The sequence below is a fragment of the Acidovorax sp. Root402 genome (assembly GCF_001425125.1).
In the GTDB taxonomy this organism is placed as follows: Bacteria; Pseudomonadota; Gammaproteobacteria; order Burkholderiales; family Burkholderiaceae_C; genus Acidovorax; species Acidovorax delafieldii.
Genome location: NZ_LMDQ01000001.1, coordinates 451,956 through 470,646, shown reverse-complemented (window position 1 = coordinate 470,646; position 18,691 = coordinate 451,956). Strand labels below are relative to the sequence as shown.

Here is an 18,691-nt window from a genome sequence, read left to right as displayed (position 1 = left end):
AACTCGTCTTCTTATTTGGTGTGGTTCCAGCCCCGCATTCCCTTGACCATCCCCAAGGATCAATCCAGCTAATCGGGTTAGTCCGCGTCGTAGTACCGGAACGTGTTGTAGTGCAGCCCCGTTTCCCTGTCCAGGTACTGCCCCTGCATCCGCAGGTTCTGCTGAAGCTGCACTGTCTGGTTCGCTGACTGCTGTTGCAGTCGCTGAACAGGTCTTCCCGCTTCGTCGTAGCTTTGCCGTTCCTCCCGGACCGTACTGCCCCATGTGCTGTACTGCGCTGTCCACACCAAATGGCCGCTGTTGTCGCTCAGCTCTTCCGGCAGGCCGTTGAGCTGGGTGTGGAAGTAATACACCTTGCAAAACGAGGTCTAGGCTGTGGCCCCTTGCGTGCCAGTTCCAGGGATGGCTTGTCGTTGCGACTGGGTTTCCAGCATCGCTCAGTATTGCGCTTTCGCCGTTGATGATTTGGAGAGTTTTTGGCTTTCAGCGTCTGTGGGTAGAGCGCTAGCCGCTATCGTTTTTGATTTCTGGATCTGCTGCGTCGGCTCTTGGATGGCTCCAGCCCCCTTGCTCCGTGGCGGCCCCGCTGGCATGAAGGCGCGCCAGCGGTGCATAGCTGACAAACATCGGGACGAAATCAGCCCGCCGGAAATTTCAATACTTCGCCAATCGGCTATATTGGCTTCAGCCCTTTGAACGCAGAAAAATTCTCGAAACACCCCCCGTTTGATCGAATGAAATCAAGAGCATCATCAAAAGAATTAAACTCAGAGATTTTTTCGTAGTCGTGAATATCTTCTACGATGTCCATTTCAGATACGGGAATCTTAAAAAAATAGCAGATGAACTTTGAGCCTTCCCTCTTCATCGCGAACTGAAGAAAGAAAACAACATTACCATCGCACTCTTCACAAGAATAACCCCGCGTCTTTCCCGAATTTATTGCCTCAATAATTTTCTGCACACTCAAAATCATTCCCCTATATCGATTCGAACCATTTTACCGTCCGATTTTTTAATGTTGATATGGGGCTTGGATCCGTGCCCAGTGCCTTTTGGATCATTATGTCCATAAACACGCCCAGTCTTTGAGTCCATCGCGTAGTCTTTACGGTATCGAACTTGACCATCGTTTTTCTTGAACTGCTCCATTTTTCTCTGCTTACGGATACCTTGAGCATCTTGCGACCCAATGCCTCTTACCTTTTGGGCTCCAGGAAATGCTGCTTTTAGCAATTCATCTGCTTCTTTTTTAGTTTTGACGTTAACTGCTGTCCCATTGCCTCCGTTACGCAATGCAGCAATTTTTTTATCGCACGGCGACCACCCCCAAGGATCAATCCAGCTAATGGGGTTGGGCGCATACTGGTGCAGGTTCAATCCGCCCGACAGCCCAATCGGATCCGGCGTCGTAAACGCCCCCAAGTCCGCGTCGTAGTACCGGAACGTGTTGTAGACCGTACTGCCCCATGTGCTGTACTGCGCTGTCCACACCAGGTGGCCGCTGTTGTCGCTCAGCTCTTCCGGCAGGCCGTTGGGCTGGGTGTGGAAGTAATACACCTGCGCTGCCTGCGCCGCTGGAGTTGCGGCTGCGGCTGCGGCTGCGGCTGCGGCTGTGGTCTTTGCGTCCGCTCTGGCCAAGCCATCGGTGGGCCCGTCGTTCGCCGCCGCCCCCACGTTGAACCGGTCGCTCCAGCCCGGGTTGGTCGTGGGCACGCTGGCTGGCTTGCCTTGTGCACTGTCTGATCCTCCGCCCAGCGCATGCGCAGCCGCAGCGTGTGGCTCTATGCCGCCACTTCCGTCGATGCGCGCCAGGGGCACGTAGCTGCCCGGCTCGTAGACGTAGGTGCTCGTGTGCCCGCCCCGGCTTTCCTGCAGCAGCCGCATTCCGTCCCAGGTGAAGTGCGTGGTGCCAAAGCTGTCAGTCTTGGCGATGCGCCTGCCCAGTGCGTCGTACTGGTAGCTGAAGACTTGGCTTTGCGGCTGACCGTCTTTGCCCGCCCGCACCACCGCCACCTGGGTCAGCCTGTGCTGGTGGTCGTAGCGGTAGTGCTGCTCCGTGTGGCTGCCTATGCGTTTTCTGATCAGCCTACCGAAGCCGTCGTATTCGTAGCGCTTGTCCTGCAGCACCTTGACGCGGTTGTTTTGCACCCAGCCTCGTCCCTGGTTGCTGAGGCTGCTTTCCTCCAGCGCGCTGATGCGGTTACCCGCCAGGTCGTAGTGGAAGTGTTCGCTGCGCTCGGGCTGGTTCGACAGCGTCTGCGTGATGCGCCCGCCCTGGTCGTAGCGGTGCAGGGTATGCCCCTGCTGGCTGTGCTCCACGCTGGTGAGTTCTCCGTTCCCGTCGTAGCTGTAGCGTTTGAGCAGCACGTCTTCGGCGTTGTGCCGCTGCTGCAAGCGCTGGCTCCAGTCTGCGCTGTAGGGGCTCCACAGGCCATCGACACCTGGGTCGGTGCCGATGCCGCGCCCTACCCGCAGCATGGCTGGCCGCACCCAGGCCGCCGCTTTGCGACCAACCGGGTCGTAGGCAAAACGGCTGGCCAGGCGGCCTTGCGTGCGCAGCACCTCGCGGTGCAGGTCGTCGCGCTCGATGTCGGCCAGGACGGCACCGTCCAAATTGATCTGGTGCAGGTGGCCGCTGCCGTAGTACAGGTGGTTCAGCGCGCGTCCGTCCGGCAGCCTGGTGCCGATGCGGTTGCCCAATGCGTCGTATTGGTGGTGCAGCGCGCTGCTGCGCTGCTGACCTTGCACGGCGTGCCCTGCGGTTTCCTGCAGTACCTGGCCCAAAGCGTCGTATTGCCAGGTGTGCTGTGCAACAACTTCGCCCAGCGGCGTGCTGTGTTGCGCCGTCAACAAGTCGCCGGTGGGGCTGTATGCATAGTCGATCCGGGCTTGCAGCTCGGGCGGCGCCTGCGTTGCGGCTGCGCCCGCCTGCGCGGCCGCACCGGGTGTGTAGACGTTCTTCTGAACCAGCTGGCCCGCAGCATCGCGCACCAACTGGGTGTGGATGGGCTGCACCTCGGCGTGGCCCGGCACGGCGTCGCCCTGGCCCTGGGGCATGGGGTGTTCGGTCACGCCGACGACCTGGTAGGCTGCATCGTAGTGCAGCACTTGCCGGGTGCCGTCGATGCGGGTCTCGGCCACCAGGCGGTCCACCGCGTCGTAAGCGAACCGGTACGCCTGGCGGTTTTCATTGACCAGCGCCGACAAGCGCCGTGCCGCGTCATACCCCAGCTGGATGTTGCTGGTGAGTGCGCCAACCGCTTTGGAGCGCCCAGTCAGCTGGCCGCGCTGGTTGTAGCTGTAGCTGGTGGTATGGCCCAGCGCATCGGTGGCGATCACGCACTGGCCCGCCGCGTCGTAGCGGTACTGGTGCTGCGCGCCGTCCGGCAGGGTCAGCTGCAACAGCCTGCCCAGCGGGTCGCGCTCGAAAACGGTGGACTGGCCCAGGGCGTCGATTTCCTGGTGAAGGTGGCCCTGCGCGTCGTACGTGTAACGGGTGGTCTTGCCGCTGCAATCGGTGTAGGCGGTCAGCAGGCCCCTGGCATCCCAGCGCAGCTGCTTGCGCCCGCCGTGGGCATCGGTCACCAGAACGGGCAGGCCTCGGTCGTCGTTCGCGTAGCGGGTCACGTGGCCCAGAGGGTCGGTCTCCGCCACCAGATTGCCGTGGTCGTCGTACTGGTAGCGCCAGGTTCCGCCGCCAGGGTCTTCCGTCGCGACCAGCAGGCTGGCCGGGCCGGGGCTCCAGCGCTGGCGGTGCGTGCGTCCGAGGGCGTCCGTTTCTGCGGTGAGGTTGCCAGCGTCGTCGTAGGTGTACGTGGTGGATCGCCCCAGCGGATCCGTATGGCCCAGCAGCTGTTTGGTGGTGCCCCACACCTGCGTGGTGGTGTGGCCCAGAGCGTCCGTGTGGCGGGTGATTTCGTGGTCGGTATTCCAGTGCCACTGCTGACAGCGGCCCAGGCCGTCGGTGACCTGGGTGCTGCCGCTGCCGTCGCCATGCAGGCCGTATTCAAAGGCATACGCTTCGCCGTCGTCCGTCCAGTGCCGCACCACGCGCGCATGGGGGCCAGGGCGATTGCCGATGCCTTGGGCAAACTCCTGCCATTCGTAGCTGCACAGCAAGCCACCGGGCAGCTGGTGGCTCGCCATGCGGCCATTTGCATAGGTAAACCTGCGCGTCGTCTGCCCTGCGCGGTCTCTCACTTCGGCCAGTTGGCCTGCGGCGTCGTAGCAGTAGTTCACCAGCGCCTGCGCAGCCTCGCCATCGGCGCCTACGCGCAGATGAATCTGCTGAAGCCGGTCAGTGCCCGGAACATACAGAAACTCCAGGAGCCGGCCTGCGCTGTCCGCCACATGGGTGAGCACACCGTGGTCACCGTAGCGCAGCGCGTGGTAATTGCCGTTGCGGTCCTCGATGCGCTGCAGGTGCAATACGCCCACCGCCGCAGCATCACCCACGCTCCCGGCGGGCGCCTGGCCGAACCATTGGTACATGCCTTCGGCTGTGACGACGACGTAGTCACCGCCTTCACTGCACAGCACGCCGATCCCCTCAGCGACGCTGAACAGGCCTTGCCCCGGCGCCGGGCGGGTGAACTGTATGTCGCGCCCATCTGCGTCGTAGTAGGTGACGGCGGGCCGGCCCTGCGGATCGTGGTCCAGGTGCAGCTGCACCGTGTAAGGTGTGCTCCAGCCGCGGCCCAGCGGGCCGTCGCTGCGCTCGTCCAGGCTGTTGTAGATGCGCTGCCACGCCACGGGCAGCACGCCTGGCAGCACGAAATCCAGATCGCTCCCATCGGCCAGGAGCTTGGCGCCCGTGGCGATGTGCACAGGGTTGCCCAGGATGGCCGGCACGGTCATGGCCGCTGAGCCTGCGGCTTGCGCAGCCTTCAACATGCATTCCGCGTTTTTGACGAGCGCCTTCGGATCCTTGACCAGCTTCCAGAGACATTTGATGTTCTTCAGGAGATTTCGGGCCTCCGCAATGAATAGTGCCGCCCGCAGCAGTGAATTGACCTCGTCGTCGTAGTCACGCACCGCCTCAGGAGCCCCGCCAATAAAGACGTTGGGCGAGCCTGCATGAATGGTGGCCCCGCACACGACCTTGTCGCCCTTGCGGGCAGCCAGGGCTTCATTGATGACGGTCTGCTTGGGTCCGACCGCAGCGCCCTGCGCGATCAGGTTGACGGGCGTGATGGTGTGCTTGCCGCAAACCACTTCGTCCAGCGGTACCGCGTTGGTGGCCCGCGCAGCGGGAATGCTGTTGACGAACACATCGGGTGAGCCGGTCTTGATGGCCCCGGTCACATCCCAGGTTTCAGGGACCAGCCAATCGGCAATTTTTTCTCCGATAGCGCCCCCCGCCATGCTGACAGCGAGGGTGGCCAGCGCTCCGGTCAGCACGACGGCTCCCGCGAGGATCGGCGCCGCCAGCCCGCCCGTGACCACGGTGCCGACGGCTGCAACACCCGCAGTCACCCCGGCCGCGATGGTTCCAGCGCACAGCGCACCAAGCGCGGCAGCGCCTGCGGCTATGCCAACCACCTTGGCCAGCAGGCGTGCGTTGGCATTGCTGTGGGCAATGGGGTCGCCCAGTCGGGCCGCGGGTGGAAACTGACTCATGGGCGAAGGGGGTCGTGGAACGAGGGGTGAGGCGGCTGCCGGGTTGCGCTACGGGGAACTGCGGCGCCAACGAGTGCCGAGGTCCGTCGATGCGCGTCGGAGCGACTGCCGGGACGCGGGCTCGCAACCCGGCGCTGCCTGGTTCAGTGGCGCGGCTGGAAGCTTGCGCAGATGGCCAGCCAGGCATTCTTCTGCGCGTCGGTGATGGGCGCGGCAGACGCCGCCGTGAGCACCAGCACGCTGGCGGCGTCGGGCAGCAGCCACGTGCGTTGCCGCTGGTGAATGACCTGGCCGTTCTGCGTGAACTGCTGGGCAAGTTCCACGGCAATGGTGTCGTCCCTGTCGGGAGCCTTCTGCGCGTGTTTTTCCTGGATGGAAAACTTGCTGACCTGCAGTGTCACCGCCTTGATCTGGCGGTCGACGAAGGCCTCGAAGGATTCGCCAGGCTCAAGCCTGTCCCGGGTGATGATCAGGCTCAGATCGAGGCCACTGTGGCCCGTCAGCAGCATGTTCATGCTGTTGTCCCGAAGGCCGTCGGGCAGCGTGAAGCTGCCTTCGTTGAGGTGGAATTGCATGCGAAGGTTCTTTGGTGGAGATGGCTGTCGTGCTGGCGAAAAGGTACGCTGCGTAGGGGGGTGATTCAGCAGTTGAGCTGGATGGGCGCCCCGTGAACGTCCAGCAACTCGCTCAGTTTGATCAGACCGTTCTTGCCCTTGATGACGACTTCGCCTTTGTCGGTGAGCTTGAGCGAAGCGACGCCCTCTCCCTCACCGATGGTCAGCGTAATGCTCTCGCCCGCCTGCAACCTGATGTGCTTGGCCGCCTTCACCAGCACGGAATCCTTCGTGGCCTGGATGTTCACGTTCTGGTCACCGACGACGGTGGCGGTGTCCTGCTTGGAAGCCAGGGTGATGTTCTGCTGGGCGGTGAGGTTCATGTTGCCCGTCTGGGCTTCCGAAGCGATGTCGCCCTTGGACACGGTGTTGCGCTGACCACCTTCGGACACGTGGGTCAGCATGCCGCTCTTGGCCAGTTGGGTGAGCTGCGCGCCGCTGGACAGCGTGATGTGCTGCTTGGCATGCATGGAGGCGCTCTGCCCCGAACTGATCACGATGGGCTTGGGGCTGATCATCGAATGCCCTTCGGGGCTCACGATGGAAACCACCGGCTTGCTGATGTCCTTGGACAGCTCTCGCAGCGCCTGCGACTGTGGCATCGCCGGGTCGGTATTCGTGGGCATGAGCGTTTCCGCCCCTGCACCACCCCCTCCTCCGTCGCCGGCGAGCGCAGCAATGGCAGCTGCCGCTTTCGACAAGGTGGCCATGGCAGCCTTGCCGCCGGTCATCGCGGCGATTCCCGAACTCAGCTCCATCATGTGCGATGTCTTGAGGCCATTGATGGCCTCGATGGCACCGTTCATGGCCGCGACGGCCTCGCCTGCTTCCTCCATCAGTGAAGCCGTGTTGGCCAGCCCTTCACCCAGGCCATCGAAGCCATCTGGATTGTCATGCGCCACCTTCTGCTTGAAGTCCTGTGTATAGGTCGTGATCAGCAAGCCCTTGTCAGCCCGAATCGCCCCCCATTCATTCGTGCGCAGTTCGAAGCCATAGCTGCGCTTGGCCTCGGTGCTCTGGTTCATGAGGTAGCCCATGTGCAGGTGGGTATTGCCATGGTCGGTGGAGAGCTCGATGTGCTCGATGCCCTTTTGGTCCTCAAACCGCAGCATGTGCTTGCCGCCGCCGCCTTTGCTCCAGTTCGTCTGGAAGCCGGACTGCGTCTTGTGCTTGGGCAGCTCCCACGGTGGCATCTGGTCTGCGTTGTAGACGCGGCCAGTGATGATGGGATAGTCGGGGTCGCCGTTGAGGAAGTCCACGATGACTTCCTGGCCGATGCGCGGCGTGAAGATACCGCCGTACTTCATGCCCGCCCACGGGTGCGACACTCGGATCCAACAGCTGGAGTTCTCGTCCATGGAGCCAATGCGGTCCCAGTGGAACTGCACCTTCACACGTCCGTATTTGTCGGTCCAGATTTCCTCACTAGGCGGGCCCACCACCACAGCCGTCTGGGGGCCCTGGCTACGGGGCTTGGGCGTGACCCGGGGTGGGGTGAACGGCAAACTGGTGGGTTGCGCCTTCAGCACAAACCGTTGAATGGACCCCACCTCATCCTTGGTGGTTTTAGGCGTGGGCTTGGCTACGCTGCTGACCTCAGGGTTCTCCTGAAAATGGTATTGCACCGAGGTGATGAGGTACTGCTGGTTCTGGTCTTCGCGCGGGTAGTTTTCCAGGTTGAAGGTGTAGCCGGGGGTGAGCGCGCGGCAGCTGGATTTACCTTGTACGACGCTTTGGCGAGTCAGGTTCTCCTGGAGGCGCACCTTCACATACGCCTCGCCATCTCCATATTCGGTATAGCCACCGGGCCACTCGTAGATCTCGTGGCTGTCATGCGCGTGACCCGGGGGATCTTTGCGCATGTTCGACAAATCTGCCTTGGGCTTCTTGAAGTCGTAGTCGTCGTTGTAATGCCGACCCGGTTTGATTTCCTCCGCCAACTCCCACGCATAGATGCTTTCGCGATCAGCGATGGCAGCTTTTTCAGGGGGATAAAAGGGGATTGAGGCTGCGTCTGGCAAAGGGCTGTGCGACGCCACAATGTCGTCCGCCAGCGTGAGCGTGTGTTGTCCTGCTGAATGCTGGTGGTAATAATAAATACCCTCATGCTCCATGAGGCGAGAAACAAACTGGCAATCAGTTTCGTTGTATTGAACGCAATAATCCCAGGTACGATAACTACGCGTCAGCTTTTTATCGAGGGGATAACCATATTTACCCAGAACTTCTTCAATGATTTCTGGAACAGTTTTGTTCTGAAATATCTTGAAATCGCTTTTACGGGTTGCCAGCCAGAGCCAGGGGCTGAGCCGCGCCCGGTAGGAGTACATGCGGTGGTCTTGCCCCTGCATGCCAAACCGGGTGACGATGCCGTCGATATGGCGGGTGCCACCGCCCTCCGTTTCTACAACGATGGTGGCGTTTTTGCCTAACAACGCCTTGGGATCCACACTTTTGCTCTCACTCAGCAAGTCCACGTCCAGGGTGAAGAGTTGGCTGATCTCTTCGATACCCTGGAGTTGCCTGAATTTGAGCTGGTCGCCCAGAGGCGTTTGAATGGTGACGCGACGTTTCATGTGCTGCAGACTGTCCGGCCGATGAGTGCAAAGTGCGGCGGATGATAGCTGCAGGCAGGTATTTTCTTTTGACAGAAGGCGTCGTTAATACGGCGAAATTAACGCAAAAAGTAACTTCGGTTACCAATCAGGAATCTTCAAGACATCTTGCAACAGAAAGAAAATCGACAAAGGCACCTGTGGTAATGAACAACTCCTGTCCAACTCTTTTTGAAACAAGGCTCATGTCATTTGCAGCAGGCCGCCCATCAGGATCATCGCGAGGCGCTTTGCCACGACATTTCTGCCAAGGCTGAGCTCGGCATCGAAAACGATTGGAGGCACGGCATCAGGCCATTGCCGACGGCGCCGCTTGAGGATCACCCCCCTCCACCGCTCGCCCTTCCATCTCCCCCTCCACCTTGCGCAGCAAGTCCGCCAGGGTCTTGCCTGGCTCCTGCCGGAACTGCTCGTCCAGCACGGTGATGGAAGAAATGCGGTCGATGCGAAAGCCCCGAAAGTCATTGCGCAGCTCGCACCAGGCCGACAGCGTCCAGACCTTGCCCCAGTAAAAGCAGCCGAGCGGGCGCAGGCGGCGCAGGCTGGGGCGGCCGTTGACGTCGGCATAGTCCACCTGCACCACGTGGCGGCTGTGCACTGCCTCGCGCAGGGCTTGCAGGGTGGCCTGGGCGCGCGGGTCCAGGCCGACGGGCGGGGCATACAGGGCCTGGGCCTCGGCCGCCACGCGCGCGGCGGGGGGCAGCACGGACAGGATCTTGCCCAGGGCGCCTTCCACCTCTCGGGCCAGCCCGGCATCCAGCCAGGTCTGGGCCAGACGGGCGGCAGCTACCAGCGCATTGGCTTCACCCTGGCTGAACATCAGCGGCGGCAGATCGAAGCCCGCGCCCAGGCGGTAGCCCACACCGGCTTCGCCCTCAATGGGCACGCCCTGGTGCTGGAGGTCCGCCACGTCGCGGTAGATGGTGCGGGCCGAGACTTCAAGCCGCTCGGCCAGGAAGGCGGCGGTGGACAGGCGCCGCCCCCGGATGAGCTGGACGATCTGGAACAGGCGGTCAGCGCGGCGCATGAACGTGCCCCCCGGGGCGAGCTGCAGCCGACCAGATGGGCAGTGTCAGGACGCAGAACTCAGCCATGGCCTTTGCTCTGCTGCGCCAGCGCGTCGTCGATCTGGGAGGCGCGCACAAACGCGGAGCGCTGCCTGAACGGCTGCACAAACTGCTCGAACGCGGGGCGGCGTTCGATGGTGCCGAACTGCATGCCCCAGATCAGGTGCGCGCCCACATACAGGTCCAAGGCCGTGAAGTGGTCGCCGCACAGATGCGGGCCCTGGCGCACGGCTTGCTCCAGGGTGTTCATCACATCGGCGTAGCTGCCGTAGCCCACCATGGCCGCCCGTTCGGCGGGTGCCAGCAGGTTCAGCGCCTTGGCAGTGGCGGCGCTCTCCAGCGGGCCGGCGCAAAAGAACAGCCAGCGGTAATACGCAGCGCGTGCAGGCGTGCCCACAGGGGGCGCCAACGATTTGTCGGGGAACAGGTCGGCCAGGTAGGCACAGATGGCCGCCACCTCGGTGACCACCACCTGTCCGTGCCGCAGTGCAGGCACCTTGCCCATGGGGTTGATGGCCAGGTAGTCGGGAGCCTTCATGGTGGTGCCGTATTCAAGCAGCACGGTGTCGTAGGGCACACCACACTCTTCCAGCATCCAGCGCGCGGTACGGCCTCGGGACATGGGATGGGTGTAGAACGTCAGGGCGGCAGAAGATGTGTTCATGGAGGCTCCTGGTTCGTTCAGGTCATGCGCGGGGCGCACTGGGGGCGATGCCGATATGGATGGCCACGCGGTCCGGGCCTTCATACAGCTCGAAATCGGTGCCAAAGCGCCGTGGCACTTGCGGGTGGGCCGCAAAGTAGCGCCAGACCTCGCCCCAGGCATCGATCACCATCTGCGGCATTGTGCCGTGGCCGTGGAACACCAGATAGTCGCCCGCCTGCACCGCGATCTGCACAGCCCCTGGCACCGAGGTGACGGGCGGTGGCACAGCCACGCCAGCAGTGACATCAAAGGCGCCGTGTTCGTCGGATTCGTAGTCGCTGTAGACGCCGAAGATGCGGCCATCCTCACCACGGCCGGGCAGGTTGCGCTCCCAGCTCTGGCTGAAAAAGCGGTCCCACAGACCTCCAATGCGGGCGGTGGCGGGGTCCATCTCGTCGCGATTGCGGGTGCGTACCGTCAGTCCAGTGACATGAAACGCGGCAACCGGGGTCATGGTGGGGGTTGTTGTCATGGTCAAGCTCCTCTCTGTGTCAGGCCCGGCATGGTGCAGCCCGGCTGCTGACAACATGGTGTCAGTAGCCTGTCTGCAGCGTTGCAACAAGCCGTGACACGCGCCGACGCAGACGGAGCCACACCGCAGGGCCCTCTCTCGGCCGACGAGAAGATGACGGAAGCCGCTGCCAGCACGCCATGACAAGCGAGGGCAGAGGGAGCGTTGTGCCGCCCCCCGCTCAGCTCAGCACGGGCCGGTCAGGCTGCGGCGGCGGAGTCGCCAGGCTCTGCGGCGGGAGCAGCAGATACCGCAGCCGCTGCAGAAGCCGCTGCAGCCGCCCGCCGGCGGGCGCGCTCCAGCTGCTGCCCCACCGTGCGGGGCACCATGCCGTACATATCGGCAAAGGCGTCCAGGGTCTGGCCGCTGGCCTCAAAGGCGCGCAGCAAGGCTTCATCCTTGGCGTTGCGGGCCGACCATTCGGCAAAGGCTTCTTCGAGGATGGCGTTGGCGGCTTCGTCGCGGCTCAACACCAGTTGGGTATATGCCTCGCGCGTGAGGCCCGAGGCCTCGAACGCAGCCATCATGCGGTTGCGCAGCTTGGGCAGCAGGTCTTCGGTGGCGCGCGCCTTCTTGCGGCGGTAGACCTCCAGCAGCGCATGGTGCACATGCTCGGGGGCCATGTCTTCCACAGGCTGGCCCTGCAGGTCGTGGCGCTTATCGCCTGCCGCCACGCTTTGCAGATAGCGCGTGGAGCGGGTGTGCAGGCCCAGCGCCACCTTGAGCGCCTCGCGCTCGAACAGCTCGGGGTGGGCCGCCAGGATGTCCTGGAAGATGCCGCGCTTGAGCGGACGGAACACGGCGCCAAACAGGTGGGGGTAGAGCCCTGCCAGCTGCTCCAGCGCGGGGTGCACGCGCTGCGGCGCGCGCGTGCCTGCGCCCGGGCCACCTGCGGGCGCTGCAGCGTCTGCCGCACCGTCGGCGCTTGCACGGCCCTGCGGCGCCTGGCGCCCTTCGGGTTTGCGGCGGTTGCGGCCACCCCGGCGCGAGCCGTCCTGGCGCCGCTGGGGCGCGCCGGCTTCGGCCAACGCAGCAGGTTCAGAGGCCGCCACAGCGACCGCAGCAGCCTCGGTCGGCACAGGCGCTGCCTGGGGAGCGGCAGGCGCTACGGGCGCGACGGGTGCGGTTTGGGGTTGTTCTTGTGCGGACACGGAGTCGGTCATGGCGGTGCAGTTCGGGGGCAAATGAGAGGCGACAAAACCCTCGATCATGCCAGCCTCGGGGCTACAGGCACCAAATGGGCCGGATTCCGGCGCACGCCGTGAGCGCCCCGCGTCTCGCCCAACGCGCCGTCAACCCGTGCACAGGGCCTCGTCCAGCACCTCCACCCAGTGCCGCACAGGCGTCCCCGTGCCGCTTTGCAGATGGGTGATGCAGCCGATGTTGGCCGACAGGATCATGTCGGGCGGCTGGTTGCCGAAGGCCTCGCCGAGCACGCCGAGCTTGCGGTCGCGCAGCTGGTAGGACAGGTCGGGGTTGAGCACCGAATAGGTGCCTGCCGAGCCACAGCACAGGTGGGCATCGTTGCGCGCGGTGCGCAGCTTGAAGCCCAGCTGGTTCAGGTGCGCCTCCACCCCGCCGCGCAGCTTCTGGCCGTGCTGGAGCGTGCAAGGGGGGTGGTAGGCGTACAGGGTGTCCGGCTGGTTCACACGGCCCTGCAGCTTGGCGGCCAGCTCGGGCAGCAGGGCGGGCAGCAGCTCCGACAGGTCGCGCGTGAGGCTGCTGATGCGCTCAGCCTTGCCCGCGTATGCCGCATCGTCCTTCAGGATGTGGCCGTATTCCTTGACGGTGACGCCGCAGCCCGAGGCGTTCATGACGATGGCCTCAACCCCACCCGCGTCCACCAGCGGCCACCAGGCGTCGATGTTGGCGCGCATCTCTGCCATGCCGCCAGCCGGGTCGTTGAGGTGGAATTTGACGGCGCCGCAGCAGCCCGCCTTGGATGCGATCACGGTCTGGATGCCCACCGCGTCGAGCACGCGCGCCGTGGCGGTGTTGATGTTGGGCATCATGGCCGGTTGCACGCAGCCCGCCAGCATGAGCACCTTGCGCGCATGTTCACGCGTGGGCCAGGCGCCGGCGTCCTGCGGTGCGGGCACCTTGGCCTTGAGCGCTTCGGGCAGCAGGCCGCGCACCATTTGTCCTGCCTTCATGGCAGGAGCGAACAGCGGCGAAGGCAGGCCCTCCTTCAGCGCCCAGCGCAGGGCTTTTTCGCCCACGGGGCGGGGCACTTTTTCATCGACGATCTTGCGACCGATGTCCACCAGATGGCCGTATTGCACGCCGCTCGGGCAGGTGCTTTCGCAGTTGCGGCAGGTGAGGCACCGGTCCAGGTGCATCTGGGTCTTGCGCGTGGGCTCGGCGCCTTCGAGCACCTGCTTGATGAGGTAGATGCGGCCGCGCGGGCCGTCCAGCTCGTCGCCCAGCAGCTGGTAGGTGGGGCAGGTGGCGGTGCAAAAGCCGCAGTGCACACATTTGCGCAGGATGGATTCGGCCTCCAGGCCATCGGCGCGGGCGCGGTATTCGGGGGAGAGCTGGGTTTGCATGGGGTGCAGCCTGGGCGAAGAGACAAAAATTTCGGCGGAGGTTGGTCAGCGCGCGGCCGGTGGGTCCGCTGGCGGCGCCAGGCTGGGGTCGCCCGGCGCGGCGGGCGCCGAGGGCTTGCGCAAGGGGTGGCGCAGCCTGGCGCGGTCAGCCCACAGCGGGGGCAGCGACAGGGCCAGCAGCACCAGCGCCAGCGGCACCACAAACACAAAGCCCACGTGCTTGAAGCCCGCAGCCCCCGCAATGCCGCCCACCAGAAACATGCCCACCAGCCCGGCAAACAGCCGCAGCCGGGCCTGGTTGGCACGCACCTGCGATTCGGGCGCAGTGCCTGTGCGGTTCCAGTAGAGCATCTTGCCCATCTCGATTCCCAGGTCGGTCACCACGCCCGTCATGTGGGTGGTGCGGATCTGGGACGAGGACATCTTGGTCACGGTGGCGTTCTGCAGTCCCATGATGAAGGACAGCAGCAGCACCGTGAGTGGCACCGCAAAAGGCGTGGGCCAGCTGAGGGTGATGGCGCCCACCAGGCCAAACAGCAGCATGAGCACGGACTCCAGCAGCAGCGGCAGCGCGTAGGTGCTGCGCAGCCTGCGCTGGCGCGCCCAGTTGACCATGATGGCCGTGGTACCCGCCCCCGACATGAAGGCCCAGAGCGCGCCCACGGCGCCCAGCACCAGCTTCATCTGCCCCAGCACCAGGTTGTCGGCCAGCGACGACAGGAAACCCGTCATGTGCGAGGTGTAGAGGTGCACCACCAGAAACCCCCCGGCGTTCACCGCCCCGGCGTTGAACGCCAGCAGCAGGCCCAGCACCTGGTTGCTCGCAACCGTGCGGTGGTGTCCGGTGAGGTGAAAAAGGCGTCGCATGGCCAGGGTGGCGGTGGTGGCTGTGAGGGGGGGTTGGCTTGCCTACCAGGCCCGCGCCATGCGGCCGGGGTTGAAGATGCCGGCAGGGTCAAAGCTGTGCTTGAGGCGGGCGTGGATTTGCTCCAGCGCCTTGGATTGCAAGTCAAAAGCACCGCTGGCGCCGGATTTATTTGCCTCAGCAGCTACAAAAAGAGAAGCATTCCCGCCCACCGCCCGGGCGGCTTCGCGCAGCGCGTCGCCGGTGGACTCGGGGGCCTGCACCCAGCGCAACGCCCCATGCCATTCCACCAGGGGCTGCACGCCGCCGGGCAAAGCCAGCACCGGCGCGGTGGCGGGCACCGACAGGCGCCACAGGGCGTGGTCGGGGCGCGTGGCCCGCTCGGTGAACCACGGCAGGGTCTGCTCGCGGCAGGCGGTCCAGTCAGCGGCCACGGTGGCGTTGTCCATGCGCGTGCCACCCATGGTTTTGCACGCGGCCTCCACCGCCGCCACGGCGCCGCGCAGGCGCACATACAGGGTGCCTGCGCCTTCGTCCTGCACCCAGCAGCTGGCGTTGAGGGGTAGCGGCTGGCCGCCCCAGGCGTGCAGCTTGCGCAACGCATCGGCCTGGTTGATGCCCTCGAACCGGAGCGTGGCCTCGCCGGGGGCCACGGGCAGCACCTTGAGGCTCACTTCGGTCAGCAGGCCCAGCGTGCCCCAGGCACCGGCCATGAGGCGCGCCACGTCATAGCCCGCCACGTTCTTCATGACCTGGCCGCCGAAGGTGAGCAGCTCGGCCTTGCCGTTGAGCAGGGTCACGCCCAACAGATAGTCACGCACCGCCCCCACGCTGGCGCGTGCCGGGCCGGACAGGCCGGCCGCCACCATGCCACCCACGGTAGCGGCGTCTGCAGGAGTCTTGGCGAAATGCGGGGGTTCAAAGGGCAGGCACTGGCCTTGTTCGGCCAGCGCGGCCTCCAGCTCGGCCAGCGGGGTGCCGGCCCGCACGGTGACGACCAGCTCGCTGGGCTCGTAACTCACGATGCCACGCAGCACCCGGGTGTCCAGCACCTCGCCGTGCAGCGCCAGGCCATGGAAGTCCTTGGTGCCCCCGCCACGGATGCGCAACGGGGTCTGGTCGGCGGCGGCAGCGCGCACGCGCTCAGTGATCGGGGCGAGGGAAAAGTCCATCCGTGCATCGTAGCGGCAGCGGTCCGCCGCACGGCATGCAGGGGGCGTGAATTTTTTGAACAGCGGACGTGCAAAGGACTGGCGGATGCCATGGGGCCTTTGGCCCCCTGGCGCGCCAGTCCCACACGCGTCACCCAACGGTACGAAAAAAGCCCGCCGGTGGTCGGCGGGCTGAAGTAACCAGAGGAGTAACTCGCTTGTTCTTATTGCGACGCCACGGTGCCACCAGACACCGCAGCGCGTAGGGCGCAGAGCGATCAGCGGTTGTACGCCGTTTCGCCGTGCGAGGTGATGTCCAGACCTTCGCGTTCGTCTTCTTCCGAGACACGCAGGCCCACCGTCAGGTCAACCACCTTGTAGGCCACGAAGGACACCACGCCCGACCACACGATGGTCAGCAGCACGGCCTTGGCCTGTGTCCACACCTGGGCAGCGATGGAGTAGTCGGCAGAGGTCACCATGGTGGCGGTCACCCAGTCGGCCACGTAGCCAGGGCCACCCAGACCAGGGGCGTTGAAAACGCCGGTCAGCAGGGCACCCACGATACCGCCGATGCCGTGCACGCCGAACACGTCGAGCGAGTCGTCCGCACCCAGCAGCTTCTTGAGGCCGTTGACACCCCACAGGCAGGCAAAACCACCCACCAGACCGATGACCAGCGCACCGCCGATACCGACGTTGCCTGCAGCCGGCGTGATGGCCACCAGGCCCGCCACGGCACCCGACGCTGCACCCAGCATCGAAGCCTTGCCGCGCATCAGCGCTTCACCCATGCACCATGCCAGCACGGCAGCAGCGGTAGCCACCAGCGTGTTGATGAAGGCCAGGGCTGCAAAACCGTTGGCTTCCAGGGCAGAGCCGGCGTTGAAACCGAACCAGCCCACCCACAGCAGCGAGGCACCGACCATGGTCAGCGTCAGGCTGTGAGGCGCCATGGCTTCCTTGCCGTAACCAATGCGCTTGCCCACCATGAACGCACCCACCAGGCCCGCCACAGCGGCGTTGATGTGCACCACGGTACCGCCAGCGAAGTCCAGAGCACCCCACTGCCAGATCTGGCCGGCCTTGCTGGTCATGGCGTCGGCCACTTCCTTGGAGGCGTAGGCATCAGGACCCATCCAGAACCACACCATGTGGGCGATCGGCAGGTAGCTGAACGTGAACCACAGGACCATGAACAGCATGACGGCGCTGAACTTGATGCGCTCTGCGAACGCACCGACGATCAGGGCGCAGGTGATGCCGGCGAACGTGGCCTGGAAGGCGGCAAACACCACTTCCGGAATCACGACACCCTTGCTGAACGTGGCCGCGTTGGCAAACGTGCCTGCGGCGTTGTCCCAGATGCCCTTCATGAACAGCCGGTCGAAACCACCGATGAAGGCACCGCCTTCGGTGAAGGCCAGGCTGTAGCCGTAGATGAACCACAGCACCACGATCAGCGAGAACGTGACCATCACCTGCATCAGCACGGACAGCATGTTCTTGCTGCGCACCAGGCCGCCGTAGAACAGCGCCAGGCCGGGCAGGACCATCAGGATCACGAGGATGGTGGAGGTCATCATCCACGCGGTGTCACCCTTGTTGGGGACAGGAGCAGGCGCTTCTGCGGCGGGCGCTGCAGGCGCAGCGGCGGCAGCAGCAGCCGGTGCAGCCGCTGCGGCAGGGGCAGCAGGGGCTTCAGCCGCTGGTGCAGCCGCAGCGGGTGCCGAGGCCTCTGCCGTGGCGGGCGCCTGGGCGAGGACAGCCGATCCGCCGGATAGCAGACTCAGCCCCAGAATGAAGGAAGCAAGCAGTTTTTTCATGGCGTTTCTCTTCTTGTATGGGATGCGGCCTCGCCCTTACAGGGCTTCCTTGCCGGTTTCGCCAGTGCGGATGCGCACCACCTGCTCCAGGTGGGTCACGAAAATCTTGCCGTCACCGATCTTGCCGGTGCGCGCTGCGGTCTCGATGGACTCGATCACGCGGTCCACCAGGTCGTCGGCCACGGCGGCCTCGATCTTGACCTTGGGAAGAAAGTCCACCACATACTCTGCACCGCGGTACAGCTCGGTGTGGCCCTTCTGGCGGCCAAAGCCCTTGACTTCGGTCACCGTGATGCCTTGCACGCCGATGTCGGAGAGCGCTTCGCGCACTTCGTCGAGCTTGAAGGGCTTGATGATGGCTGTCACCATTTTCATTTTCAGTTCCTCCGGAATGGGCGCCACCGGCGCCCATTGAGACTTACAGGGTTTTGGTGAGCGTGACGATCACGCGCGACTTGTTGACCGGGCCGTAGAAGGCCTTCTTGGTGGCGCCAACCACGGCAGCGCCGAGGGACACGCCGCCGCCGAAGTCGTACGAACCGCCCAGGCTGTAGTCCATGAAGTTGGGGGCCGTGATGTCACCACCAAAGCGGGTGAAGCCGACCGACGCCTTCAGCGTGGTGCTGGGGGCCACTTCCTGGGCAAACGCCAGGTTCAGGTAGCCGGTGTTGCGGCCCTTCATGCCAGGACCTGCGTAGGCAAAGTAGTCCTTGGACAGGGTGTGCGAGTACTTGGCCGTCACGGGGCCGAAGGTGGCAGCGCCATAGACTTCGGTGGTGTTGCCCGCGCTGTTGCCGGGGTAGATGTAGGTCAGCAGGCCCACGTCCAGGTCCACGTCACCGGCCTTGAACTTGTAGCCGCCGTAGATGTCGGATTCGAGCGAGTTGCCGGACAGCCAGTTGACGCTGGAGTTCCAGTTGCCCACGTAGAAGCCGGTTTCGCCGAAGGTGTAGTCAAAGCCGCCTTGCAGTGCGGGCTTGACGGCCTTGACCTTGGACGTGTCCTGGTCCTGGCCACGGAACTTGTAGTTCGTGGTCAGGCTGACGTTGGCGGTGAGCTGGGCGCTGGCCAGCATGGGAAGGGTTGCAACAAGGGCAACGCCCAGGGTCTTGATGATGGCGCGGGTCATGTTTCCTCCGGTTGGACAAAGTAGGGACAAGCGCTTTAA

Annotated in this window: 14 protein-coding genes; all 14 read right to left on the bottom strand. The window is 64.3% G+C overall.

Annotation, left to right across the window (positions count from 1 at the left end):
* Positions 1-77: 77 nt before the first annotated feature.
* Positions 78-353 carry an RHS domain-containing protein gene (locus ASC83_RS24225; RefSeq protein ID WP_056057247.1) on the bottom strand — a complete coding sequence of 92 codons (276 nt, stop codon included), beginning with the start codon at positions 351-353 and terminating at the stop codon, positions 78-80.
* 619 nt (positions 354-972) lie between these two features.
* Entirely contained in the window at positions 973-5,622 is a 4,650-nt protein-coding gene (locus ASC83_RS02140) for a DUF6531 domain-containing protein (RefSeq protein ID WP_056057244.1), read from the bottom strand.
* A 143-nt stretch (positions 5,623-5,765) separates the two neighbouring features.
* Positions 5,766-6,197, bottom strand: coding sequence for a DcrB-related protein (locus ASC83_RS02135; RefSeq protein ID WP_056057242.1), 432 nt, complete (start codon positions 6,195-6,197; stop codon positions 5,766-5,768).
* 65 nt (positions 6,198-6,262) lie between these two features.
* The gene (tssI, locus tag ASC83_RS02130; RefSeq protein ID WP_056057241.1) at positions 6,263-8,812 is read right to left on the bottom strand and encodes a type VI secretion system tip protein TssI/VgrG; all 2,550 of its coding nucleotides are present in this window, start codon (positions 8,810-8,812) and stop codon (positions 6,263-6,265) included.
* A 328-nt stretch (positions 8,813-9,140) separates the two neighbouring features.
* Positions 9,141-9,878 (bottom strand): YafY family protein, encoded by a 738-nt coding sequence (locus tag ASC83_RS02125; protein ID WP_056057237.1) that lies wholly within the window; start codon positions 9,876-9,878, stop codon positions 9,141-9,143.
* Positions 9,879-9,937: 59 nt separating this feature from the next.
* Positions 9,938-10,582, bottom strand: a complete 645-nt coding sequence (locus ASC83_RS02120; RefSeq protein ID WP_056057236.1) for a glutathione S-transferase family protein — start codon at positions 10,580-10,582, stop codon at positions 9,938-9,940.
* 22 nt (positions 10,583-10,604) lie between these two features.
* Complete coding sequence (locus ASC83_RS02115) at positions 10,605-11,096, bottom strand: GyrI-like domain-containing protein (RefSeq protein ID WP_056057233.1); 492 nt, start codon at positions 11,094-11,096, stop codon at positions 10,605-10,607.
* A 239-nt stretch (positions 11,097-11,335) separates the two neighbouring features.
* A complete protein-coding gene (locus ASC83_RS02110; protein ID WP_056057231.1) occupies positions 11,336-12,298 on the bottom strand; it encodes a ProQ/FINO family protein in 963 nt (320 codons plus the stop codon).
* Positions 12,299-12,427: 129 nt separating this feature from the next.
* On the bottom strand, positions 12,428-13,681 hold the full coding sequence (gene glcF, locus ASC83_RS02105; protein WP_056057230.1) for a glycolate oxidase subunit GlcF: 1,254 nt from the start codon (positions 13,679-13,681) through the stop codon (positions 12,428-12,430).
* A gap of 45 nt (positions 13,682-13,726) precedes the next feature.
* Positions 13,727-14,548, bottom strand: a complete 822-nt coding sequence (locus tag ASC83_RS02100) for a YoaK family protein (protein ID WP_056057227.1) — start codon at positions 14,546-14,548, stop codon at positions 13,727-13,729.
* Between the two features lie 42 nt (positions 14,549-14,590).
* Positions 14,591-15,718 carry a glycolate oxidase subunit GlcE gene (glcE, locus tag ASC83_RS02095; RefSeq protein WP_056057225.1) on the bottom strand — a complete coding sequence of 376 codons (1,128 nt, stop codon included), beginning with the start codon at positions 15,716-15,718 and terminating at the stop codon, positions 14,591-14,593.
* A gap of 257 nt (positions 15,719-15,975) precedes the next feature.
* Complete coding sequence (gene amt / locus ASC83_RS02090) at positions 15,976-17,523, bottom strand: ammonium transporter (protein WP_056057224.1); 1,548 nt, start codon at positions 17,521-17,523, stop codon at positions 15,976-15,978.
* Positions 17,524-17,559: 36 nt separating this feature from the next.
* Positions 17,560-17,898 carry a P-II family nitrogen regulator gene (glnK, locus tag ASC83_RS02085; protein ID WP_015012094.1) on the bottom strand — a complete coding sequence of 113 codons (339 nt, stop codon included), beginning with the start codon at positions 17,896-17,898 and terminating at the stop codon, positions 17,560-17,562.
* A 43-nt stretch (positions 17,899-17,941) separates the two neighbouring features.
* Positions 17,942-18,652, bottom strand: coding sequence for a TorF family putative porin (locus ASC83_RS02080; RefSeq protein WP_056057222.1), 711 nt, complete (start codon positions 18,650-18,652; stop codon positions 17,942-17,944).
* Positions 18,653-18,691 lie beyond the last annotated feature (39 nt).